Raw genomic sequence first — 23,198 nt, forward strand, 5'->3', positions numbered from 1 at the left:
ACCCCTTCGGATGTGGCTTATGTACACCGATGGCATACATTACCAACATTACGCTCAGCGTCCCCGCGAGCCGTTGAAGCTCTGCGTGGGCGTCCGCGCTTTGAGGAGGCTACGTCAGGCTCGAAGCCGCGACCGCGTCGTGCAAACCGCGGGTCGCCAACGCATCAGCCAACTCGTTGTCGGCGACGCCCGAATGTCCCCTCACCCAGAACCACTCGACTTGGTGTCTCGCACAGGCGATTTGGAGCCGCTGCCAGAGGTCGACGTTCTTCACCGGCTGCTTCGCCGCGGTCTGCCAGCCGTTGCGCTGCCACCCGAGCACCCACTTGGTGATGCCGTTGCGGACGTAGGTGCTATCCGTGTACAGGTGCACGACGACGGGTCGGGTGAGCGCTTCGAGCGCCATGATCGGCGCGGTCAGCTCCATCCGATTGTTGCTCGTCGGACCCGGCTCGCCACCGCACATCTCTCGAACGTGCTCCCGCTGACGCAACACCGCTCCCCAGCCGCCGGGCCCGGGATTGGGACGACAACCACCGTCGGTGTGGATGACTACGGGGTCGATGGTCACTGGCTCAGTCTGCACCGTGGTCGTCGGAACACGCGAAGGTCGTCGGAGTGTCGTGAGTTTGAGGTCAACGGCGATGTCTAAAGCCCGATGAATCTTTCTGGGCTGGTGCGTGACTGGCCGGCACCCGAAGCCAGTCGGAGCTTCTCGGCTGCGCCGATGCGCTTCGACGTCGCACGCGACCCGAACAAACATGTGTCCTTCGGCCACGGTGTGCACTTCTGTCTGGGCGCGTCGTTGGCCCGGATGGAAATCAACAGCTTCTTCAGCGAACTGATCCCGCGGATCGAGTCCATCGAACTGGCGGGGGAACCCGAACTCGTCGCTAGCACCTTCGTGGGTGGAGTCAAGCACCTTCCGATCAGGTGCAAGCTGAGATGACCGGGCCGAATTCCCCTGCCAAATAGGCGGATCGGCACGCCTTCCGGGCAATCTTCCCACTGGTGGTGCGGGGAATCGCCCCCGCCGGCACGAGTCGGAGGTCGGTGATGCGCAACCGGTGCAGGCGGGACACCGCAGCGCGGACGTCGTCGGCGACAGCGTCGGTCTGTCGCGCCCGTATTGCCCGCTCTGCGACGACGATCAATTGCTCACCGGATTCGGGTGCGGGCACGGTGAAGGCGGCGACATATCCGGACCGGATCGCCGACGAAGCTTGGGCCGCAGTGGTTTCGATGTCGTGCGGGTAGTGGTTGACTCCGTCGACGATGACGAGATCCTTGATCCGGCCAGTGATGTAGAGCCGGCCGTCGACGTAGACGCCGAGATCGCCGGTCGCCAGCCATTGCCCGTTGTCGGGGACGCCTTCGGCGTGGCTGCCTGTCTCGAGCCGGATCTGCAGCTTGTTGCCGAAGGTGCGGTCGGACTCTTCTTCCCGGCCCCAGTAGCCACGGCCGATGTTGTTGCCGTGCAACCAGATTTCACCGACCATCCGGTCGGGTTGTTCGGCACCTCGTTCGGAGTCGACAATCGTTACCCACTGGTCGGGTACTGGGGTTCCGCAGGACACGTAGGCGACGGCATTCGGATGGTCCGCCGGTACGGTCACCGCGTGTCCGGCAGCGAGTTGGGTGCGGTCGAAATGCAGCGCGATGGCACGTTCGCCGGGAGCGATGCTGGCCACCGACAAGGTCGCCTCCGCCATCCCGTACGACGGCTTGATGGTGGTCTCCTGCAGCCCGTAGGGCGCGAAGGCCGCATTGAATTGCTCGATTGCCGCCAGCGACACCGGTTCGGAGCCGTTGAGCAGACCGACGACATTGCTCAGGTCGATCTGCTCGCCGGCGGGCGGCAGCCCGCGCTCGGCGGCCAGGCTGAACGCGAAATTCGGTGCGGCCGCGAATGTCCGGCCGTGCCGGGCCTCGCTCGCGAGCTGTTTGATCCACCGGTAGGGGCGGCGCACGAACGCCATCGGGTCCATCAGGGTGATGTGACCACCGCACAGCATGGGAAACATGATCATCACCAGTCCCATGTCGTGGTACAGCGGCAGCCAACTGACGCTGCGAATGCCGGGGTCCAGCCCGCCGGCCAGGATCATCTGCACGACGTTGGTGCATACCGCGCGATGGGTGATCTCGACACCCGCGGGGATACGGGTGGAGCCGGAGGTGTACTGCAGGTAGGCGATGTCGGCAGCGTTACGCCGTGGTTCCCTGAAATACGTTGCAAGCGAGGCCGGTACCGCATCGACAGCGATCAGGCGGGGTCGGTGCGCACGGGGCAGGGTTTGTGTAAAGCGCCGCACTGACTCAGCGGCAGCCGAGGTCGTGAGGATCACGGCGGGTCGGGCATCGGCCAAGACCGCCCCGAGGCGTTCGGCGTGCCCGGCGAGGGTCGGCGCGAACAGTGGCACGGATATGGTTCCCGCGTGGACCGCGGCGAAGAAAGCGGTGACGTAGTCCAGTCCCTGCGGAGCAAGGATGGCGACCCGGTCACCGGGTTCGGCAATTTGTTGCAGCCGGGCTGCGATCGCGCGCACCGCGGTCGCGAACCCCATCCAGCTCAGCTCTACCGCGACACCGTCCGTATCGCGGCGGTAGTCGATGAACCGATAAGCCGGCCGACCCTGGCAGGCGGCGGCGTTGCGGTCGAGGAACGAGGTCAGCGTGACATCGTCGGGAACGGTGATCCCGTCCGGACCAAGATACGGCGCCAGCGGTGACAAGTCATCGGAGATGTTGCTGCACAATAGGTCCCGACCCATCTGGGCAACATTAGTAGTTGTACTAAGTAGATGTCGTGTCGTGAGGCTATGGCAATGCTCACGACTGAAAGTCAGATGTTGTCCCCGTCACACCCGGCACTCGCCCTGTCGGGTCTAGTCGCCGTTTCCGCGCGGTCTAGGTTGCGGCGACGTCTTTTGCCGCGGAGGTCGCCCTATCGTTGGTCTGCACGGGCCGGCGGCCGCGCAGTTCTCCGGCAGCGAGCATTCTACGGAGCACCTTCTTATCGAACTTGCCAACGCTGGTTTTGGGGATCTCAGCGATGTAGGCGTATTCGTCGGGCAGCTGCCAATTGGCGAACGACATCTGGATGTGGGCGTTGAGTGCTTCGGGGCTGGGTAAATCGCCGGCGGCCACGACCACACAGGGCAGGGGCCGTTCGGTCCAGCGTTCGTCGGGTTTGGCGATCACCGCGGCTTCGAGCACCGCGGGATGGGACATCAGCGAATTCTCCATCTCGATCGAGGAGATCCATTCCCCACCGGATTTGATGATGTCTTTGACACGGTCGGTGATCTGAATGTAGCCCAGCGAATCGATCGTCGCCACGTCGCCGGTGCGCAGCCAACCGTCGCGGAACTTGTCCTCGGTGGCCGAATCGTCACGGTAATAACCAGACGCTATCCAAGGCCCTGCAAGTTCCAGCTCGCCGGATTGTTCTCCATCCCAGGGCAATTCAGACCCTTCGGCGTCCACGATGCGCGCCTCCACCAGCGGGCTGATGCGACCGGTCTTGGCCCGATAGCGCCACTTCTCCTCGCCGGTGACGCCGGCGGGGGCTTCGGCCATCGCGACCAGCGGGCTGGTTTCGGTCATCCCGAACCCCTGGACCAGTGGTGTGCCGAACGTCTCCTCGAAGCGCTGCATCAACGACAGTGGCACGGCCGCACCGCCGCACACGACGCGGCGGAGACTGGCCAGGACCGCGGGTTGCGATGTCGCTTTGCGCAGCAGGTCATTCCAGATAGTGGGAACTGCGGCGGCGAACGTGACCTGCTCATCGGCGATGAGCCGCATCAACGGTTCCGCCTGCAGAAACCGTCCCGGCAGGATGAGCGAGGCGCCAAGCATTGCGCACGTATAGGGTAAGCCCCACGCGTTGGCGTGAAACATCGGCACGACTGGCAATACCCGATCGGTGGACCGCACGTCGAGGGTGTCGGTCAGACCTTCGGCCAACGCGTGCAGCACGGTCGAACGGTGACCGTAGAGAACACCTTTCGGGTTGCCGGTGGTCCCGCTCGTGTAGCACAGACTCGCCGCCGCGTTACCATCGATAGCCGGGTAGTCGAAGCCCTCGGACTCCTGCGCAAGCAGATCTTCGTAAAGCACCGCATTGGGCAGCCTTTCGGTGCCTGTGCTACCGATGATGACGAAACGCTTCACCCCGCCGATGGCGGGAAGGATCCTTTCGAGTTGTGCGATGAGCGACTCGTCAACGAGAACTACCCGGTCCTCGGCGTGGTTGATGATGTAGACCAGCTGGTCATCGGAGAGCCGAATGTTCAACGTATGCAGAATCGATCCCATGCACGGGACCGCAAGGTAGGCCTCCAGGTGCTGTTGGTTGTTCCAGGCGAAGGTGGCGACGCGATCTCCGGCACGCACGCCGAGTCGGTGCAGCGCGGCGGCCAGTTTGTCGGCGCGGCGTGCCACCTCGCCGTAGCTGACGTGCTCAGTGCTGCCTTCGACGTCGAGGAGGGTCACCACCTCGACCCGTGAGTGCATCGTACGCATCCGCCGCAGGGCGTGTTGCAGTGTCAGCTTGAATTCGTTTTGGACTAGCGATTGCACCACGGGGTTCCTCGTTCCACGCGAAAGCCGATGTTGTGCCTGGGATCACCGCAGGACAGTCTGGCTGCCGGCATGACAAGGCAAGCGTCCATGTCCGTCCACGCTAGAAACTGCCGCGCGCCGCGGCGATCTCCCATTCGCCGTAATCACCTACGCCGACTGGGTTGTCGGTATCGAAGCGGCGCCGTCCCGCCGGTAGCGTCCGCGTTGATCGGCCCCAAGGTTTGAGGGGGAATCGCCGCAACCCGTCTGGAGGAAGACGATTGAATACTGCCGACCAGATCGATATCCCACCCGAGACACGGTTCATCGACGTAGACGGCCACCACGTGCGGGTGTCGGTGCGCCCGGGATCGTCGCAGCGTCCACCGCTGCTGTTGCTCAACGGTCTGGGAGTCAGCATGGAAGGGTTGCAGCCCTTCGTCGATGCGCTGAGAGCGGAGACAACGGTGATCCGCATCGACGTTCCCGGCATTGGGGAATCACCCGCCCCGACACTGCCCTACCGTTTGTGCCAGGTAGCCCGATTGACCAGTCACGCGCTGGACGCGCTCGACGTCGATGACGTCGACGTACTCGGGGTGTCCTGGGGCGGGGCGCTGGCCCAGCAGTTCGCCTTCCAGCACCCGCGCCGCTGCCGGCGACTGATCCTGGTCAGTACCGCGGCGGGCGCACTGATCCCGGGCCGCCTCCAGGTGGTCCGCGAGATGCTGACCCGGCGCCGCTTCGACGACCCCGAGCACGCCCGCAGTGTCGCTCCAATCATCTACGGCGGCAAAGCCCGTGAGGGAACACAAACACCCTCGCTGTTCAACCACATGCGAAGCGGCCGCCGCGGGTTGTTCTACCAACAGCTCGCCGTGCTGGGCTGGACCAGCATCCCGTTCTCGCGGCTGATCCGCCAGCCTTCGCTGATTCTGACCGGCGACGACGACCCGGTCATCCCTCCGCTGAACGGCAAGCTGTTGAAGGCGCTCATCCCGCACGCCCGACTGCACATCTTCCACGACGGCCACCTCGGATTGCTCACCAGCGCCGAGGAATTGGCGCCGATAGTGGAGGACTTCCTGGATCAGCCGTAGCTACAGGAAACCCCCGTTCGGGGTATGGAACTCCTTCCTGCGATGTCTTGTCAGGTCAGCCGGCCCAGCGCAGGCTCAGAGCGTGCCGTGAAACAACCAGTGGGGAGGAGTTGACTTGAGCCAAGTTCCGCAAATGCAGGAACATACCGTCGAGCTGGTCGTCACCGCGCGCCAGGAGCTTGCCGACGACGTGATCGGCCTAATTCTCGAGAACCCCTCCGGCGATGAACTCCCGGACTGGAACCCCGGCGCCCACATCGACCTGTTACTGACCGACGAGTTGGTGCGGCAGTACTCGCTGTGCTCGAGCCCCACCGAGCGGTACCGGTGGAAAGTCGGTGTGCTACTGGACCCGAACGGCCGCGGTGGTTCCAAACACGTGCACCACGAACTGTTGGTGGGCAGTAAGATTCGGGTTCGCGGGCCGCGCAACAACTTTGCGCTGGTGCGTGCAACCCGGTATCAGTTCATCGCGGGTGGAATCGGGATCACACCGATCATTCCGATGATCGAAGCAGCAGAAGCCGAGGGTGCTGACTGGCACCTGTTATACGGCGGGCGGAGCCGATCATCGATTGCGTTTTCTGCCGAGCTGTCCGAATACGCTGACCGGGTGACGATCTGGCCGCAAGATGAGCGCGGCCTGCTCGACCTCGACAGTGTATTGGGCAGCCCACGCGACGACACCCAGGTGTACTGCTGCGGGCCTGAAGGGTTGCTCAATGCTGTCGAACAGGTCTGTGCGGCTTGGCCGAAAGGGGCACTGCATGTCGAGCGCTTCGCGGCCAAGTCGCCCGTTGTAGGTTCCTCGGCGACCGCGCTGGACGACTTCGAGGTTGTCTGCCAGCGCTCGGGTGTCACCATCGAGGTCGGGCCCGACGATTCCATCCTGGATTCGTTGCGGGACAACGGGATCAGCATGCTCGCCTCATGCATGGAGGGTATCTGCGGGACATGCGAGACCGCGGTCTTGGAGGGCGAGCCCGATCACCGCGACTCGGTACTCAGCGATGACGAGAAGGCGGAAAACGATTGCATGATGGTATGTGTTTCACGGTCGCGGTCCCCACGTCTGGTGCTCGACCTGTGATCCCCAACTACCCGCGCGACTGCTGGTACGTAGCCGCCACCGGTGACGAGATCACCCGCGAGCCATTCGGACGGCGCCTGCTGAACATTCCAATTGTGTTGTATCGCTTGAAATCAGGTCAGGTCGTAGCCCTAGACGATGCGTGTGGACACAGGTCGTAGCCCTAGACGATGCGTGTGGACACCGCGGCTACCCGCTGTCGCGGGGACGGGTCGACGGCGATCACATCGCCTGCGGCTATCACGGCATCCGCTACGACGCAGCGGGTGTGTGTGTCCAGGTTCCCTCGCAGCCCCGAGCCCCCTACGGGGCCGTGCGTGCGGCACTACCCGGTGCGTGAAATCGGCCCGTTCGTCTGGATCTGGCTGGGAGAACCCAGACGCGCGCAGAACCGCGCCGTGCCGGCGCTACCGTGGCTGACCGAACCCGGCTGGGATACCTCGGGGACGTCGTTGCGAGTCAACGCCAACTACATGCTGGTCCACGAGCACTACCTCGACCTCACACACATCCTGTGGGTGCATCCCCGGGAAACCCCGCCTGACCTCGCTGCGGTACCCGCGCTCGATGAGATCCGGGTGTCGGAAACCTCGGTCACCTTCGCCCGCGCGATGCCGGTGGCCCCGTTGGCCGACTGGGAAGCCACCGCCACGTCGCTGCCACGTGACACCGTCTACCGGCGCCGCCATCACGGCACCTTTGTCTCTCCGGCCGTGCTGGCCGAGGGATGGGACATCTACGGCCCCGGCGACCAAATGTTCCGGCACAGCCGCATTCAGGCTGTCACGCCAGAGACGCCGACCAGCACCCATCTGTTCTGGCGCTTCGCCCGTGATTACCGCCTCGGCGACGCCGGGGTACGCCAGTATCTGCACACGGTGTTCGAACGCGTCCTGCGGGTCGACGTCGGCGTCCTGGAGACAATCGAAGCCAACGTCGGATATCTTGGCTCCACCAATGGATTCCGGGTGTCGGCCGATGCCGGAGTTCTCAAGGTGCGGCGCATTGTCGCATCGCTGATCGACCAGGAGAACCCGGCTCTGTCGGCGGCCAACGCGGTGACGGGGCAACCGTGCGCGCCCTGACCGAGCTACTGTCACCGCGGCTGCTGGCCGGTACCGCCGCGTTCGTCACCGGCGGCGGTAGTGGCATCAACCTATCGATCGCACGATCCTTTGCCCAGGTCGGCGCCGACGTTGCGATCTGCGGTCGCACCGAGCAACGACTGCATGACGCCGCCGAGGAACTGCGGTCATGGGGCGGGCGGGTCTGCACAGCGGTCGCGGATGTGCGCGACCCCGACGCTGTGGCCGCAGCGGTCACCCATGCCGCCAACGAGATCGGGCCGCTCACCACGGTGGTGGCCGGCGCCGCCGGCAACTTCCTGGCGCCCGCAGAGAGTGTGTCAAGCAATGGATTTCGAGCTGTTGTCGATATCGATCTGCTCGGCTCCTTTCACACCGCGCATGCCGCGTTCGACCAACTCAAACAGACCCGCGGCAGCGTGCTGTTCATCTCGGCCGGCCAATCCGACTGCGCGTACCTCTATCAGGCGCATGTGGGGGCTGCCAAGGCCGGCATCGACAGCCTGATGCGCCACCTGGCCGTCGAATGGGGTCCGCACGGTATCCGCAGCAACTCGATCGTGCCCGGCCCGATCGAGGGAACCGAGGGGATGAAGCGGCTGGCCGCGCAGGTGGGTCGCCAGGCCTGGACCGACGGAATCGCGTTAGGCCGCTTCGGAAGCCCCGAAGAAGTGGCCGCGATGGCCGTCGTGCTGGCATCACCGCTGGCGTCGTTCGTGACCGGGGCGCGCATCGTCGTCGACGGCGGACTTGCGCTGGCGGGCTCAGGAATCGTCAACCGCGCCACAGCCGCTGCCCTGAGCAAGAACGCCGAGCAGGACCAGCTGTGATCGCGCCCGTCGACTCCGACCGATCTGTCCCGGGACACCCCCAACGAGAGATGTGCTTGCCCCAACCGCTGGATCGTCAAGCCTTTTGCCCGGTGGAAACCTAGCAGCCATGAGCAGCATCGCCGAGCACCCGTCGATCGTCAGCGACCCCGACCTCGACCTGTCTTCTCGATCATTCTGGGCACAGGACTTCGAAGAACGCGACAAGGCGTTTTCACGGTTGCGCAGCCAGCCGTCGTTGTCCTATCACCGGCCGTACGAGTCCACCCTGCTACCCCCCGATGAAGACACACCTGGGTTCTGGTCGGTAACCCGGCACGCCGATTGCCGCTATGTCTCACGCAATCCCAAACTCTTCTGCTCGGGCAAGGGCGTGCTGATGGAAGACATGCCCGAAATCGTCATCACCGCCACCGCCTCCTTCCTGGTGATGGACGGTGAACAACACCGCAAGATGCGCGGCATCGTCGAGCAGGCCTTCACCCCCCGCAACGTCCGCAAACTCAGCGAGTGGGTGACCCAACACGCCCGCGACCGCCTCGACGAAATCATCGACCGCGGCGAAGGCGACTTCTCCGAGGATTACGCCAAATACGTGCCCGGCCGCATCTTTGCGCATTTCTTCGGGCTCGACCGCGACAGCGAAGAGCAACACGTCGTCATGGAAGCGGCCGAGCGGATGCTGGCCTGGGACGACCCCCGCATGGCATTGGGCCGCGACGCCTTGACGACCCACGCCGAGGAATCGGAACGCATTCAAGAGATCGCGCTCAAGCAGGCCGAAAAGCGACTCAAGGATCCCCAGGATGACCTGATCAGCTGGGTGGTGAACGCGGAGTTCGAAGGTCAACGACTCGACGAGTGGGAGATCGGGGCATTCTTTTCGCTGCTGGGTTCGGCCGCGAATGACACCACCCGGCACTCGATTGCCCATGCGGTGCGGCTGTTTTCGCAGTTCCCGGAGCAACGCGCCCTGCTGTTGGAAGACGTGGCCGGCCGGGCAGGCACCGCCACCGAGGAGATCATCCGCTACGCCAGCCCGGTAATGCACTTCCGGCGCACCGCCACCGAGGACACCCGCATCGGTGACACCGAGGTCAAAGCCGGCGAGCACCTGGTGATGTGGTACTGCTCGGCCAACCGTGACGCCGCCCACTTCGACGAGCCCGCCAGGTTCGACATCCTGCGCAGTCCGAACGACCACATGGGGTTCGGTGCCGGTGGGCCGCACTTCTGCCTGGGCAACGCCCTGGGCCGGCAGATGCTGCGCTCGGTGCTCACCGAAATCTACACGCGCATACCGGATATCGAGCTGACCGGCGAGCCGGACTACCAGGTCAACAACTTCATCCACGGTGTGCACTCGTTGCCGGTGCGCTGGACTCCGCCCACCCGCTGACGCTCGTCCCCAGAATTCGAAAACCATTGCAGCACTGATCCTTCGAGGAGGAAATTATGTCCTACTACGCCAGCGCCGAGGAGATCTACAAGTATCTAGGGGGCGTCTTTCGTGCCGCCAATGACACCGAAGTCGGCCCGAAGCTCAAAGCCGCCGATATCGACCTGCAGGTCTACTACACTGATCCCGACGCTGCGATGACGGTGCGCCTGCGTGAACCGACGATCGAAGTCACCGACGGTGGAGACAATCCCGAAGCCGACGTGAAGCTGTACATGCCCGCTGACATCGGCAACAAGTTCTGGCGCGGCGAATACAACCTCGGAGTGGGTCTGGCCAAGGGCCAAGTGAAGGCCAAGGGGCCGGTCAACAAGATTCTGAAGTTGGTCCCGTTGACCAAGCCGCTGTTCCCGGTGTACCGCGAGCTAGTAGCCGAGAAGGACGCCGTCTAGCGACGCGGCCGTGACGCGAAGGGAAACCCGTTGACTCACACCGCATCGCAGATCCCGACAGTCGACCGGCCCATTGCACCCCACGCCGCGCGCGCAGCTGTGCTACGGGCCGAAGGTGAACCACTCTCGGTCGAAGACGTGCAGCTGGCCGAATTGGCCGAAGACGAAATCCTGGTCCGCGTCGCCGGCGTCGGGGTGTGCCACACCGACATTTCCGCCGCCGAAGGGATGGTGCCGCTGCCGCTGCCGGCGGTCCTGGGTCACGAGGGAGCCGGCGTCGTCGTCGACGTCGGGTCCGCGGTCACCACCGTGACTGTCGGCGACCACGTCGTGCTGAGCTTCGCCTACTGCGACGAGTGCGATACGTGTCGGAACAAGACACCGGCCTACTGCGACCTGTTCGCACCGCTGAACTATTTCGGCGAGCGTCTCGACGGCACCGTCACCCTGCATGCCGTCGACGAGGACATCCACGGCAATTGGTTCGGTCAGTCATCGTTCGCCAGCCTGGCCATCGCCAGTGCCCGCAACGCGGTCAAGGTTCCCGCCGATTTACCGCTGCAGCTACTCGGCCCGCTGGGTTGCGGTCTGCAGACCGGCGCAGGAGCCGTGCTGAACGTGTTGCGGCCGGCAGCCGGGGAGAGCCTGGCGGTGTTCGGGCTCGGCGCGGTCGGCCTGTCGGCGATCATGGCCGGCAAGGCGGTGGGCTGCGATCCGCTGATTGCCATCGACATCAACGACTCTCGGCTACAGACCGCGCGCGAGCTGGGCGCCACACACACCTTCAACCCGACCGCCAGCCAGGATTTGGTCTGGGACGTGATGAACATCGTCTCCACCGGGGTGGACTGCTCGCTTGATGCGGTCGGCTCCAACACCGTCATCCGCCAAGCACTGGAAATCCTGCGCTCCCCGGGTCACTGCGCAACTGTCGGATTCCACGGCCTGCAGCACGACATCACCATCGACCAGGGCCACCTGCTGCTCGGAAGACGGCTCTCGGGCGTCATCGAAGGCGACGCGGACCCGCAGAAATTCCTCCCCGAGCTGATCGAACTCTATCGAGACGGGAAGTTCCCGTTCGACCGGCTGATCACCACGTTCTCTCTCGACCGGATCAACGAAGCCATCGAGGCGTCCAAGCGTGGCGAGGCGATCAAACCGGTCGTGATCTTCGACTGAGCAAGTGGCACCGGAATACTCGATCGCGGTGTGCGGTCGATCGCTCCCCAATCTGCGCCCCGACGGCCCGGCCGGCGCCAGCCTGAGCGCTCCGCATGGGCTGTGACCATCTTCCAGTACCGGCCCCAGAATTTAGAATCCGCTTACATGTTCAAGTGATGGCCGTCTCTTTAACGTCGATGGTGTGACTACCGCGACTGTTCAAACCGACCGGCGGTCCACGGGACCAGCCACGGTCCGCCACCGTCCGACCCGCCTTCCCGATGCCGGCGAGTGGTCGGTGGTCGGCGATCCGCTCCGCGACTCCGTACTGCGGGAAAGGGTGATGGCGGTGTTGAGCCGGGTGGCCGAGCTGCCGGGCGCCGGCGCCCTTTCTTCTGTCGGCGACGGCCGCGACTTCGTGCGGGTCCGTTGCGCACTGGACACCGCTTACGACCTGCTGACAAAGCGCAGCACCGTGGGCACCGCGCCGGCGCCCCGCCCGCAGGACACCCGCTTCGTCGGTCTGCTGGGCGAGATCGGCCAGTTGCGCGTCGACGTGGCCCTGGCCCACGCGGCCCAGCGCAACGCTCGCTACGCCGCGGTGCGCAACGCGCTGTCGCGGCTTCGCGGCGTGGACTCCGTCGAGCAGATGCTCGACCGGGCACCGGCCGAGTTGTGTCGGTGTGGATTCGACCGCGCCATCGTCTCCCGGGTCGAGGAGTCGACGTGGTGGGTAGAGGCCGTACACGTCAAGGCCGACCCAGAATGGGCCAGCGATATCGTCCGGGCGGCGCGCGAGCACCCGATGCAGATCGATCACCCGCTCATCGAGAGCGAGATCATGCGCCGGCGCGCGCCGGTGCTGGTGTCCGACGCTCAGCAGGACCGGCGGACCAATCCGGCGATCGGGCAAGCCTCGCTGTCGCGGTCCTACGTCGCGGCGCCGATCATGCCGGATGGGCGGATCATCGGCCTACTGCACGCGGACTGCTATAACAGCCGCCGCCACGTCGACGAAGAAGACATGGCAGTGCTGTGGCTGTTCGCCGAGGGTTTCGGTTACGCCTTCCAGCGCACGGCACTCAGTGAGCGGCTACGCGCGGCGCGTAATGAGATTCAACGCATGGCGCGTGACATTGCGAACTCTGCCGACGAATTGTGCACCTCGCAAACAGTGCTCGGGCGACGGCAAGTGCACGATGAGAAGGCGGCGGCTGCGCCGGTGGCGGCGTCTTTGGCCGCCGATTCCGGCATCGAGACACTGCTGTCGCGGCGCGAGATCGAAGTGGTGTCCTTGATGGCCCAAGGCAAGAGCAACGGTTCGATCGCCACCCATCTGGTGATCTCGGAGGGCACGGTCAAGACGCACGTGAAGCACATCCTGCGCAAGCTCAAAGCGTCCAATCGCGCCGAGGCGGTGTTTCGCTACATGCGGATGGCCGCGGTGCACGGGGCGCCTCCGGCGATGCATCGCCGGCCGACAAGCATTGTGCCCTAGCGGATCCCGATAACCGCGTTCGACAACACCGCGGTGCCTCGCTGTTGGCACACCGCGTCGATCAACACCGCGTCGTCGAGTCGCCACATCCGCACCACAATCGTCTCGCCGGGATACACCACCCCGGCGAAGCGGGCGCGGTAACTGGCGACGCGGCTGACATCGCCGCCCAGGACCTCGTCGACGACCGCCTTGCACACGATCCCGTAGCTGCACAAGCCGTGCAGAATAGGTCGATCGAAACCGCCCCGGCCGGCAAATTCGGGATCGGCGTGAATCGGGTTCAGATCCCCGGAAAGCCGGTACAGCAGAGCCTGCTGAGGTAATGTCGCACAAGCTATTTCGGCATCCGGAGCGCCGGCTGGGGTGGCAGCCGGCGGCGGCGCCGGACGCGACGATGCCCGCCCGAACCCGCCTTCGCCGCGCATGAACGCACTGAACCGGTTGGTGACCAAGGGCTGACCGCTGGCCGCATCGGCGGTGACGGCCTCGAGCACCACCAGTGCGCCGCTGCCCTTATCAGAGATGTCGCAGATGGTGGCCGAGGTGCACACGTCCGCTTCGGCCGGCAGCGTTTGGTGGATCTCCAAATCCTGTTCACCGTGCAGCAATTCAGCCAAGTCGACCTGTATGCCGGGCACAGCGAGCAGGTCGGGCAGCATCGGCACCGCCGGGATCACCCCGTAGGAGGGCAGGCACGCGGAGCCGTCCCTCGTAGGTGTAGGCCAACTCGGCGGGATCGGTGGGTACCGACCCGGCTCCCAGCCCCAGGTGATAGAGGATGACATCGGTGGCACTCCACGAGCTGCGCCGCTGCGGCAGCACGGCCCCGAGCGCTTTGTCGACGTCGATCGGCATCGGGGTCAGCCTGGTGACTGCGTGAGCACGTACTTGCCCGGGGCCGGTATTAAGGATCGAAAGTCTCTGTTGCCCAGTTGTTTTGGAGCCTTTACTGTCCGGCCGGCACGCTCCGCAAGCCATGGTGCCCAGTCTTGCCACCAGGTGCCCTGGTGCATCTCAGCGGAGCGCAGCCATTCCTCCGGCGTGGCACAGGATTCGTCGCCGATGCGGTAGGAGGATTTGGGATTGCCCGGTGGGTGGATGACCGCGGCGATATGGCCGCTGGTCGACAACGCGAACCGGGTGTCACCGCCCAACATCGCCACGCTGCGATAGCAACTCGGCCACGGCGTCAGGTGGTCGGTTTCGCCGCCGGCGACGTAGCTGTCGCAGGTTATCTGGGCGAGGTCGATGGGTGTGCCCAACACGTTCAGAGCGCCCGGGGTGACCAGGGGGTTGGACATGCCGATGTCCATCAGATCGGCGTGCAGCGCCGCAGGCATGTTCATCGAATCCTGGTTCCAGAAAAGAAGATCGAACGCCGGTGGCTTATTGCCCAGGTAGTAATTGTTGACGAAGTTGTTCCAGATCATCTCGTTGGGCCGCAACCAGGCGAACGTGCGCGCCAACTCGGTGCCCGCGAGATAACCCTTGCGCCGCACCTTGGCCTTGGCGGCCTCGGCCACGTCGGGGGATGCCACCGACAGGACCGGCCCGCCGCGGCGCACGTCGAGTACGGTCACCATCAGGCTCAGCGTTGCGACGTGATCGATCTTGCCGAGCGCGGCCAGATGCGCCACAGCGGTGGTGGTGGCGACCCCGCCGGCGCAGAAGCCCACTACGTGCACGGCGTCGGCGCCAGTGATCGCGCGAGTGGTCTCTATGGCTTCGACGATGGATTCCAGATAGTCCTCCAAGCTCCAATTCGCGTCCTCGCGAGTCGGATTCGCCCAAGACAGCGCGAACGGCTGCAGTCGGTGATCGCCGAGAAATTCGACCATGCTCTTGCCCGGTGACAGGTCGACGACGTAGAACTTGCTGATCATCGGTGGGATCAGCAACACCGGGGTGGCATACACTTCGTCGACGCGGGACCGGTATTGAATCAGCTCGAAGCGTTCTTCGCGGCGCACCACCGCTCCCGGTGAGCAGGCCAGCGTGTCACCCACCCGAAATGGGGACTTGTCGACGTTGGCCGGCAACTTGAGCGGAGATCGCGCGTCGCGCACCGCCGCGCGCGCACCTTGCACAAAATTCTCGCCACCGCGGTCGATGGTCGTCTTCCAGACCGTCGGGTTGGTCAGCGGAAAGTTGGTCGGCGCCAGCGCGTCGAGCACATTGTCGACGACCAGCCGCAGGCGTTCCCGGTCCGCCCAGTCCAGCTCGGGCTCGTCGGCGAGGGTCCGGGCAAAGTCGCTGATGCTGAGATAACTCTGACAGAGTCGGCGGAACAACCAACTCTGCGTCCAGGCGGGGTCCCGGAACCGCGAGTCGCCTTTGGCGGGCGTCCGCCCGGATTGGCCGGTGAGGATTCTGGCCAGATCGCCGACCATCGTCGCGGTGTGCCCAGCGAGGCGACCCGGTCGTGTCGCGAGGCCACCCAGCGCCTTGACGAACTCCGATCCGGGGATGAAGCGGTTGTCCGCGCTGGCCGCTTCGGCCATCAACTGGTCGAGGCCGACGTTTTGGACCTGACCGGCCTTGTCCGTGATCTGCGGCCGCTGCGCGCGCGATTGCTTGACGCGGTCTGCCGGTGGCGATGGGGCCGCCGGCTGTGTCGGGGCCGGCTTGCGCTTCACGGCACCGTTGCCGTTGCGTGACGTGGTCTTCGACGCGGCGGACGTGACGGTAGAGGTGTCGGCGTTCATGACATCACGCTATGAGGGCCGCGTGACACCGGGAACCTCCCATTCGCGGTAACTGTGTCTCCCGACCGGGTATCGGCGTCGCCGCGTGGTCCGCTCCAGTGAAACGGTGGCGAGGTGACGCGCCAGTGACATCGAAATACGTTGCTGTTCTGGCTATTCCGACATACGCAGCTCAGCCGGCGGTTATCGTAGCCGCGAACTGCTGCTCGCCGCGGGCTCCCTTGCGGACATGCCCGCGACAGACATCGAAAGGATCCCAGCCGGGGCCGTGCTCCGGCAGCGACGCCCGATCGCTGATAACTTCGCCGGCCCAAAACGCCTTCAGCAGGTCGCGCCCGAGTACGTGTGATGCGGTGCCGACACCGCCGCGCATGGTGAACGCAATGCCGTAGAGATACACCGTGGACGCCCCCGCCAGGAAGAGACCGTCGATTTCGGTGCGGACCGACAGCCGCCGCCCCGGTCCGATCTGATCCTTCGCATTCTCAGGGCCGTAGGGCATCCGGGAGAGCGTAAAACGCTCGTGCGACAAGGGAGTTGCCGATTCCTGCCAGACGATGTGACCCGTCAACTCCGGCAATGTGTCGAGTACCCGGTCCATGACCGAGGCCTCGATTTCGGCCTTGCGCTGAATGTACGTGGGTGAACCTTTGTAGGACGGCCCCGCCATCGGGTCGCCACCGCCCCAGAACTCGTATTCCGCGGGCACGGCGGTAAAGGCTTCGATACTGCTGTGGCCCGGAATGCCGAAATGCTTGCGCCCCTGTGTTTTCAGCGTCGGTGAACTGATCGCCAGCCAGCCCCGCGGATCCCACTGTCCGTGGTCGAGCATGTCGTAGGTGGTCTGGACGTCGTAGCGGCCGTGCAGGATGTAGTTGGTCGCCGGGCGCGTCGCGGCGATATCGATGTCGGCGGCGATGTAGGTCGAGAAGATCGAGTGGGGGCGACGGAACGCGCGGATTCGGTCCACGGTGCGGCGGCGTAGGTGTTCGGGCCCAACCAGATCCAGGAAGGTCCGGTGGGCGTCGGCGTTGCTGATCACGATGTCGGTGCCGATGGCCTCGCCGTCGGTCAAGGTGACCCCGGTGACGCGACCGGCTTGGATGTCGATCGAACGCACCCGCGCTTTGGTCCGGATCGTGCCGCCATGGCTCAGTATCACCTCGGCCAGATTGGCTGCCAGAACCTGGCCGCCCTGGGTCGGGAAGTAGGCGCCGGCCTTGAAGTAGTGCCGCAGCAGGGCCGCGACCAACAACGCCGGAGTCCGAGACGGTGGCGTGTTATGCAGATGAATCAGCGACAGCAGGGCGGTACGGGCCTTCGGGCTCAGTCGATGGCGGTCGAACATGCGCCCGATCGGCTGCTCCAGGGCCCGCACGATGACGGCCAGCTCCCGGGGGCGCCGAGCCAACGGCAGCACGACACGCACTGAGTGGGGCACATCGTTGATCCGGTCCGCCCCTTCGCCGATGAGGCGTAGTTCCGCCACGCAGTTACGTAGTCCGGTGGCGTCGGCCGGAAATGTCTGCGCCAGGTTGTCGGCGAACCCGTCCCAGTTGGTCGGCACTCGGAAGGTGTGTTCAGGCAGTACGACGGTGTCCATGCCGTCGTCGTCGAGCCGGGACCACTCGATGCGGTCCTCGACTCCCAAACCGCGGAGCACGGTGGGGATCAAGCTGTCCGAACCGGGCACGCATCCCCCGACGTAGTGGACGCCACAGTCGAACTCCCACTTGCCCTTTCGCCGGAACACCTGCGAGCATCCGCCGAGGATCTCGTGCTGTTCGAGCACGAGCACGGATTTGCCCGAAGCCGCCAGGCACGCGGCGCTGACCAGCCCGCCCAGCCCCGACCCGATCACGATGATCTCGTACCGCTGCGGGCCGACTGGGTGACCGGCCCGGGCGGCGCTGACGAGGTCGGGTATCCGCGTGTGCTTACGGCGTGGACGGTTCTCGAGGTGTCCGGCCCGTCGCTCATCGAGGTCGATTGCACGCCACCCGTGCAGGTCTACCACCGCGCTCGCGCGCTCCCGTACCCGTGCGTCGAGTGTGGCACGGTCGAGTGAGCGCTGCGTGGGCAGCAGGCCGGCGGCGGCATCGTCCAGGAGCGCGCGCACGGTGTCACGGGCGCACTTCTTGTTGGTCCCGATCACCCCGGTCGGACCGCGCTTGATCCAGCCGGTTGCGTAGCTGCCTGGGCATCCCCGGATACGGCCGTCAAGGTGCGCTAAGACCCCGCGAACCTCGTCGAAAGGTAACCCCGGAACCGGACTTCCCCGGTAACCGATGGACCTGATCACCAGGCCGGCCGGAATCACGTCGGACACGCCGGCCAGATCGAGATTCCGTGTGCCTGAGGCGGTATCGACCAGGCCGGTGCGCGCCCACCGCAGACCTTGCACCTTCTCGCTGCCCTCGATGGCGATCGGCGTGGTCAGGAAGCGCAGCGCGATCCTTCGGCCCCCGCCGGCACTGGGATTGGACGCGTAGCTGACCAGAGCGTCGTGTTTGCGGCGCGCGAGCCCGGGCGGCGATCCAGCCAGGGCCAACTCGGCGGCGTCGACGGCGATCCCGATTCCTTCCAACTGGCCCAGTTCCTCCAATTCGGCGCAGCCGAACGCTGCATGGAGGTGACTGCGCCGACCCACGACCACGACCTCGCGAATACGGCTGCGTTCCAGGGCCTTCAGCGCGTGATCGGCAATATCGGTGCGCCGCAGAATTTCTGGGTCGTGAGCGAGGATGCGCGCCACATCGAGTGCGACGTTGCCGTTACCGATGACGATCGCGCGCTCGGCGCTGAGATCGACTGCCAGATCGGCATGGTCGGGATGTCCGTTGTACCAGCCGACGAACTGCCGGGCGGACACGCAGCCGGTCAGATCCGCGCCCGGAATGTCCAGAACAGGGTCGTCACTGGCGCCGACCGCATAAATGACCGCGTCGTACCAGTCCGACAGCTCGCCGGCACTGACGTCACGGCCGACCTCGACATTGCCGAAATACCTGAATTCCGGACGGCGAGTGAGTGATTCGAACAACTGTCCCATCAACTTCTTTTCCGGATGGTCAGGAGCGACGCCCCCGCGAATCAGTCCGTAAGGAGTCGGCAGCCGTTCGAACATGTCGACCTCGATGGCACGGTCGGTCAGCAGTGCCACCCGACCGTCGGCGTACGTGCCGTCGCCGGCTCCGAGCAAATGTCTGGCAGCGTAGGTTCCGGCCGGGCCGGCTCCCACCACCGCGACACGCAGTGTAGAAGTCTCAACCATTTTCGCCCCGACCGAAGTAGTCCCGATTGACGCCGACGTAATGCCGCCACCGGTCGGGGATCCGCTCGGCGTCGAACACGGCGTCGACCGGGCATGCTTCAACGCACGCAGCACAGTCGATGCACGAACGGGAATCGATGTACAGCTGCTCGGCGCGATCGAACTCTGGTTCGTCGGGAGTGGGGCGAATGCATCCCACCGGGCAGGCTTCCAGGCACGAATAGTCCGCGACGCAGGGTGCCGCTATGACGAACGCCACGACCACCTCACTCCGAGTCGGCAAGTCGATACTCAGTTCATCGCGGAGGTTGCCGTGAAGCTATCTCCCGAAAGGGATGACTAGCTCCCCAGTTCGGCGCTCGTATCAATCAGCCCAGAATTCTTCGAGCAGCTCCGCGACCTGCCGGGGTTTTCCGCGATTGTCGGCCGCGATGTGACCGATCCCCTTGAGCTCGACGCGCCTGGCCTCGGGCAGCCGCCGCATCAACGCGTCGAGTCCGCGATGGAGCGCGATGGCGCTCTTCTCCCCGCCCAGCAGCAGCACCTGCGCGCGCAATTCCTCGATTCGGGGGTTCACCAATTCCACCGACTGCAACGTCGCGATTCCATCCAAGCGCATCGTGGGTATCAGGTCGCGAAGGGAAATATCTGCCGGCCCTGAGGTTCTCGCATCGACGGCGAGCGCAATCCGCAACACGCCGGTGAGCAACCAGGTCGGCAGCCGCTGCACCGGTGAACGGTCGCCGGTCCCTTTCAGCACGGCGACTACCGCCGCCGCCGGGCCCGAATCAGTCAAAGCCGCTTCGAATTTCGGCAGCCAGGCCGCAGGCTCGGCACCATCGATGGTCAATGGCGGCTCGTACAGCGCGAGCTTGTCCACCTCGCCGTACTGAATGGCCGTGTAGAGCGCGATGATTGCACCCGAACTCAAGCCGAATACCCGGCGGGCTCCGACCGCCCGCAACAACGCTTCCAGATCCTCACCTTCGCGTGCCAGCCCGTAGTCTGCGCCCGCCGGCACGTCCGGCCTTCGACCGCGCCGGTCCGGCACGTACACGGTGAAGCGGGAGCTCAGCATCTCGGCGAGCCGCTGAAAACTCTGCGCGGCCTGAATTCCGCCGTGCACCAGAACCACCGGTGGACCGCCGTCACCGACTATGCGGTGTTCGACCATCGTTCCGTCGGCTGATTGCACGGTGCCGTTCCGAAAGCTCATAAGAAACTCCTTCCGTCAGAGCCGCAACAACGCTTCGACGTTGCGGTGCGCGATGTCGTGCTGTTGCTGCTCGGAAAGCCGGGACTCCACCAGGAATTCGGTGACATTGTCACGCTTGACGTAGGGGAAGTCCTCGGAGTAGACGATCCGCTCGGCGCCCAGTGCGGCGACCACATGGTCAAGCTGATGCTGACTGAACATTCCCGACGGGGTGACCCAGATCTGCTCTCGGTAGTAATCGCTGACGTTGCGGTCATGGCCCGGGCGCACCAGTGCGAAGGTCTCGTCGAGCCGCTCGAGCCAAAATGCCATCACCTCCCCCCAGTGGCCACTGAGCAGCTTCAAGCCCGGATGACGGTCTAATGCGCCGGACAGAATGAGTCGCACGACGTGGATGCCGGCTTCGGCGTGCCACCCGAACGCGGGCCCGGAGAACATCACCCCGGTGGCGGCGGTCCAGTCGCCGAAGTAGTAGGGCCGCGATACCTGCGGGTGCGGCAGCCCGGGGTGGACGTAGATCGGCAGGTCCAGTGCCTCGGCCGCCGCGAGGATCGGATCGAAGCGCGCGTCGTCGAGGAAGAGTCCCTCGAATGTTCCGGCGATCAACGTTCCGACGAACCCGAGGTCGCCGACGCAGCGGCGTAGTTCCTCGGCTGCTGCGGCGGGGTCGTAGAGTGGCAGGGTGGCGAAGCCACGGAACCGGTCGGGGTGTTCGGAAATTTGTTGTGCCAGGTCATCGTTCACCTCGCGGCACAGATCAACCGACTCGGGCGCGGCCAAAGTGCTGGGACTGCCGTTGCCGTGCGAGACGACCTGTACATCGATGCCCACGGCATCCATATGCGCCAACCGATGCCCACCCAGACGGGTAGCGGCGTCGCGGTCGTCGTTGAATAGAGAACCGAACGCGGCGAGCTCCTCCAGGGGGAAGACCGCTGGGCGGGCCACCCAGCTCCAGCACCCGGCGGCTCACCTCGGGATGCTCGAAGTGTTCCTCGACGGTGATGATTCGCATTCGTTGAGCTCCTTCGCCGTTCCCGCTGCGATAGGAACCAACGTAGCGCGGGCGTCATGGACGGCAGGGGGCGATCCCGCGGCGCGACGCCGCGAGGCCACCACCCCCCGATGGGTCTACCCGAACATCTCTATCGGGTGATAGTCAGCACCTGCACCGACACGCTTGACTCGACCTGACCGAGTCGAAGGAGTGACCGTGGCAGCCGACGTCAGGCACTACGCAATGTTCATCAACGGAAAACACGTCGACTCCGACGATGTCGACGACATCTGCGACCCTGCGACCGAGGAAGTCGCCGCGACAATCGCCCGTGGGACTCCCGAGCATGTGGATGCGGCCGTACAAGCGGCACGCGAGGCCTTCGAGTCGGGCTCCTGGTCGCGTATGTCGCCGACCGACCGCTCGGCCGTGCTGGCGAAGATCGCAGATCGGCTCGGCGAGGAACTCGACGACCTCGTCGCATTGGAAATCCACGCCAACGGCGCAACCGTACGGCAGGCGACCGGCTTCCACATCGGCTACGCCGCGTCCCACCTGCTGTACTTCGCCGAGCTGGCCGCTAACTATCAGTGGGAACGCCAGGTGCCGACCCAGGCCTACCCGACTTTGTCGACGAACGTGATACGCCGCGAACCACTCGGCGTCTGCGCCGCAATCGTGCCGTGGAACTTCCCTCTGCTGCTCGGTATCTGGAAGATCGGACCCGCGCTTGCCGCCGGCAACTCGGTGGTAGTCAAACCGGATGAGAAGACGCCGCTGACATTGCTGCGCCTTTGCGAGATCGCACAGGAATGCGGTGTTCCCGACGGCGTACTCAATCTGGTCACAGGTCCCGGGCCGACGGTCGGTGCCCGGCTGGCCGAGCACCCCGATGTCGACAAGGTGGCGTTCACCGGGTCCACCGCTGTCGGCCGCGAGATCATGCGACTCGCCGCGGGAACGGTCAAGAAAGTCTCCCTCGAACTGGGTGGCAAGGGCGCCCAAATCTTGTTGGAAGACGCCGATCTGGATGTCGCGATCGACGGTGCATTGTTCGGCTGCATGCTTTATTCCGGCCAGATCTGTGAGTCTGGGACGCGGCTGCTGGTACCGGACGACATGTACGACCTCGTGGTGGACCGGCTGGTCGACCGGGCCTCGTCGTTGAAGCTGGGCGACACGACCGACTTCGACACCGATGTGGGACCGGTCATTTCGGCCAGGCAGCGCGACCGGGTGCTCGGATTCCTCGACAGCGCGCGACGTGACGGTGCGAAAGTTGTTCTAGGAGGCGGTGTCCCCGACGGGGACCGCTTCCGCAAAGGCTACTGGATCGAACCCACCATCGTCAGCGAAGTGCGCAACGACATGGAGATAGCTCGCGAAGAGATCTTCGGTCCGGTGCTGTGCGTGTTGCGCTACACCGACGAAGACGACGCGATCCGCCAGGCCAACGACTCCCAGTACGGGTTGAGCGCCGGAGTGTGGAGCACCGACTACGAGCGTGCCGTCGAGATCGCCGGACGCCTTCGCGCAGGAACGATCTGGATCAACAACTGGCATCAGATAGATCCCGCACTACCGTTCGGGGGTTACAAGCAGAGCGGACTGGGTCGCGAACTCGGTGAGCAGTCGCTGGATGAATACACCGAAACCAAGCACGTGCACCTAGATCTCACGCAGAAAGTCGAACGCCACATTTTCGACGCATTGCTGTCCGAGCCGCTTCGGAAGTAAGCAGACCGCAATGACACGTCGCCGTCGGCTATCACTGCCGCGCCACCGTTCACCCGACCGAGTGACCTGAGACTGAGGG

20 protein-coding genes and 1 pseudogene are annotated in these 23,198 nt (G+C 64.8%); 12 read left to right on the top strand and 9 right to left on the bottom strand.

The genetic code is table 11. From position 1 onward, the window contains the following. Window positions 1-109: 109 nt before the first annotated feature. Window positions 110-571, bottom strand: a complete 462-nt coding sequence (rnhA, locus tag L6444_RS00575) for a ribonuclease HI (RefSeq protein WP_236979492.1) — start codon at window positions 569-571, stop codon at window positions 110-112. Window positions 572-724: 153 nt separating this feature from the next. Between rnhA and L6444_RS00580 the strand changes: the two are divergent. Beyond that, window positions 725-949 (top strand): annotated as a pseudogene (locus tag L6444_RS00580) (cytochrome P450); the annotation flags it as partial. Here L6444_RS00580 and L6444_RS00585 read toward each other — a convergent pair. Next, window positions 930-2,774, bottom strand: coding sequence for a fatty acyl-AMP ligase (locus tag L6444_RS00585; protein WP_236979499.1), 1,845 nt, complete (start codon window positions 2,772-2,774; stop codon window positions 930-932). The pseudogene L6444_RS00580 and the gene L6444_RS00585 overlap by 20 nt on opposite strands. Before the next feature lie 136 nt (window positions 2,775-2,910). Continuing rightward, window positions 2,911-4,587: a long-chain fatty acid--CoA ligase gene (locus L6444_RS00590; RefSeq protein ID WP_264889368.1), complete on the bottom strand. Its 1,677-nt coding sequence runs from the start codon at window positions 4,585-4,587 to the stop codon at window positions 2,911-2,913. A gap of 263 nt (window positions 4,588-4,850) precedes the next feature. Between L6444_RS00590 and phaZ the strand changes: the two genes are divergently transcribed. From phaZ to L6444_RS00630, 10 genes are all read left to right on the top strand, one after another. Then, window positions 4,851-5,669 (top strand): poly(3-hydroxyalkanoate) depolymerase, encoded by an 819-nt coding sequence (phaZ, locus tag L6444_RS00595; RefSeq protein WP_236979503.1) that lies wholly within the window; start codon window positions 4,851-4,853, stop codon window positions 5,667-5,669. A gap of 133 nt (window positions 5,670-5,802) precedes the next feature. Then, window positions 5,803-6,759, top strand: coding sequence for a PDR/VanB family oxidoreductase (locus L6444_RS00600; protein WP_236979505.1), 957 nt, complete (start codon window positions 5,803-5,805; stop codon window positions 6,757-6,759). After that, window positions 6,714-6,920, top strand: coding sequence for a Rieske 2Fe-2S domain-containing protein (locus L6444_RS30355; protein WP_459551895.1), 207 nt, complete (start codon window positions 6,714-6,716; stop codon window positions 6,918-6,920). Before L6444_RS00600 ends, L6444_RS30355 begins: the two co-directional genes overlap by 46 nt. Further along, a complete protein-coding gene (locus L6444_RS30360; protein WP_459551896.1) occupies window positions 6,902-7,099 on the top strand; it encodes a Rieske 2Fe-2S domain-containing protein in 198 nt (65 codons plus the stop codon). The genes L6444_RS30355 and L6444_RS30360 overlap by 19 nt, the downstream gene beginning before the upstream one ends. After that, the gene (locus L6444_RS00605) at window positions 7,077-7,844 is read left to right on the top strand and encodes an aromatic ring-hydroxylating dioxygenase subunit alpha (protein ID WP_236979507.1); all 768 of its coding nucleotides are present in this window, start codon (window positions 7,077-7,079) and stop codon (window positions 7,842-7,844) included. Before L6444_RS30360 ends, L6444_RS00605 begins: the two co-directional genes overlap by 23 nt. Beyond that, window positions 7,832-8,674 (top strand): SDR family oxidoreductase, encoded by an 843-nt coding sequence (locus L6444_RS00610; protein WP_236979509.1) that lies wholly within the window; start codon window positions 7,832-7,834, stop codon window positions 8,672-8,674. The genes L6444_RS00605 and L6444_RS00610 overlap by 13 nt, the downstream gene beginning before the upstream one ends. A 109-nt stretch (window positions 8,675-8,783) precedes the next feature. Further along, entirely contained in the window at window positions 8,784-10,073 is a 1,290-nt protein-coding gene (locus L6444_RS00615) for a cytochrome P450 (RefSeq protein WP_236979515.1), read from the top strand. A gap of 56 nt (window positions 10,074-10,129) precedes the next feature. Next, window positions 10,130-10,525, top strand: coding sequence for an SCP2 sterol-binding domain-containing protein (locus L6444_RS00620; protein WP_236979524.1), 396 nt, complete (start codon window positions 10,130-10,132; stop codon window positions 10,523-10,525). 30 nt (window positions 10,526-10,555) lie between these two features. Next, entirely contained in the window at window positions 10,556-11,707 is a 1,152-nt protein-coding gene (locus L6444_RS00625) for an NAD(P)-dependent alcohol dehydrogenase (protein ID WP_236979526.1), read from the top strand. A 184-nt stretch (window positions 11,708-11,891) separates the two neighbouring features. Then, on the top strand, window positions 11,892-13,187 hold the full coding sequence (locus L6444_RS00630) for a LuxR C-terminal-related transcriptional regulator (protein WP_236979528.1): 1,296 nt from the start codon (window positions 11,892-11,894) through the stop codon (window positions 13,185-13,187). Here the strand turns inward: L6444_RS00630 and L6444_RS00635 are convergent. The 6 genes from L6444_RS00635 to L6444_RS00660 all read right to left on the bottom strand — a co-directional run bounded on the left by L6444_RS00635 (window position 13,184) and on the right by L6444_RS00660 (window position 21,333). After that, complete coding sequence (locus L6444_RS00635) at window positions 13,184-13,975, bottom strand: MaoC/PaaZ C-terminal domain-containing protein (protein WP_236979530.1); 792 nt, start codon at window positions 13,973-13,975, stop codon at window positions 13,184-13,186. The genes L6444_RS00630 and L6444_RS00635 overlap by 4 nt on opposite strands. A gap of 75 nt (window positions 13,976-14,050) precedes the next feature. Then, window positions 14,051-15,895: a PHA/PHB synthase family protein gene (locus L6444_RS00640; protein WP_236979532.1), complete on the bottom strand. Its 1,845-nt coding sequence runs from the start codon at window positions 15,893-15,895 to the stop codon at window positions 14,051-14,053. A gap of 172 nt (window positions 15,896-16,067) precedes the next feature. Continuing rightward, window positions 16,068-19,169: an FAD-dependent oxidoreductase gene (locus tag L6444_RS00645; RefSeq protein ID WP_236979534.1), complete on the bottom strand. Its 3,102-nt coding sequence runs from the start codon at window positions 19,167-19,169 to the stop codon at window positions 16,068-16,070. Further along, window positions 19,162-19,428 (bottom strand): 4Fe-4S dicluster domain-containing protein, encoded by a 267-nt coding sequence (locus tag L6444_RS00650; RefSeq protein WP_236979536.1) that lies wholly within the window; start codon window positions 19,426-19,428, stop codon window positions 19,162-19,164. The genes L6444_RS00645 and L6444_RS00650 overlap by 8 nt, the downstream gene beginning before the upstream one ends. 105 nt (window positions 19,429-19,533) lie before the next feature. Beyond that, window positions 19,534-20,304, bottom strand: coding sequence for an alpha/beta fold hydrolase (locus tag L6444_RS00655; protein ID WP_236979540.1), 771 nt, complete (start codon window positions 20,302-20,304; stop codon window positions 19,534-19,536). A gap of 96 nt (window positions 20,305-20,400) precedes the next feature. After that, window positions 20,401-21,333 carry an amidohydrolase family protein gene (locus tag L6444_RS00660; RefSeq protein WP_236979542.1) on the bottom strand — a complete coding sequence of 311 codons (933 nt, stop codon included), beginning with the start codon at window positions 21,331-21,333 and terminating at the stop codon, window positions 20,401-20,403. Between the two features lie 292 nt (window positions 21,334-21,625). Here L6444_RS00660 and L6444_RS00665 point away from each other — a divergent pair, with 292 nt between their 5' ends. Continuing rightward, window positions 21,626-23,119 carry an aldehyde dehydrogenase family protein gene (locus tag L6444_RS00665; RefSeq protein ID WP_236984540.1) on the top strand — a complete coding sequence of 498 codons (1,494 nt, stop codon included), beginning with the start codon at window positions 21,626-21,628 and terminating at the stop codon, window positions 23,117-23,119. The last annotated feature ends 79 nt before the right edge of the window (window positions 23,120-23,198 follow it).

The sequence above is a fragment of the Mycobacterium kiyosense genome, from assembly GCA_021654635.1.
GTDB classification, from domain to species: domain Bacteria; phylum Actinomycetota; class Actinomycetes; order Mycobacteriales; family Mycobacteriaceae; genus Mycobacterium; species Mycobacterium kiyosense.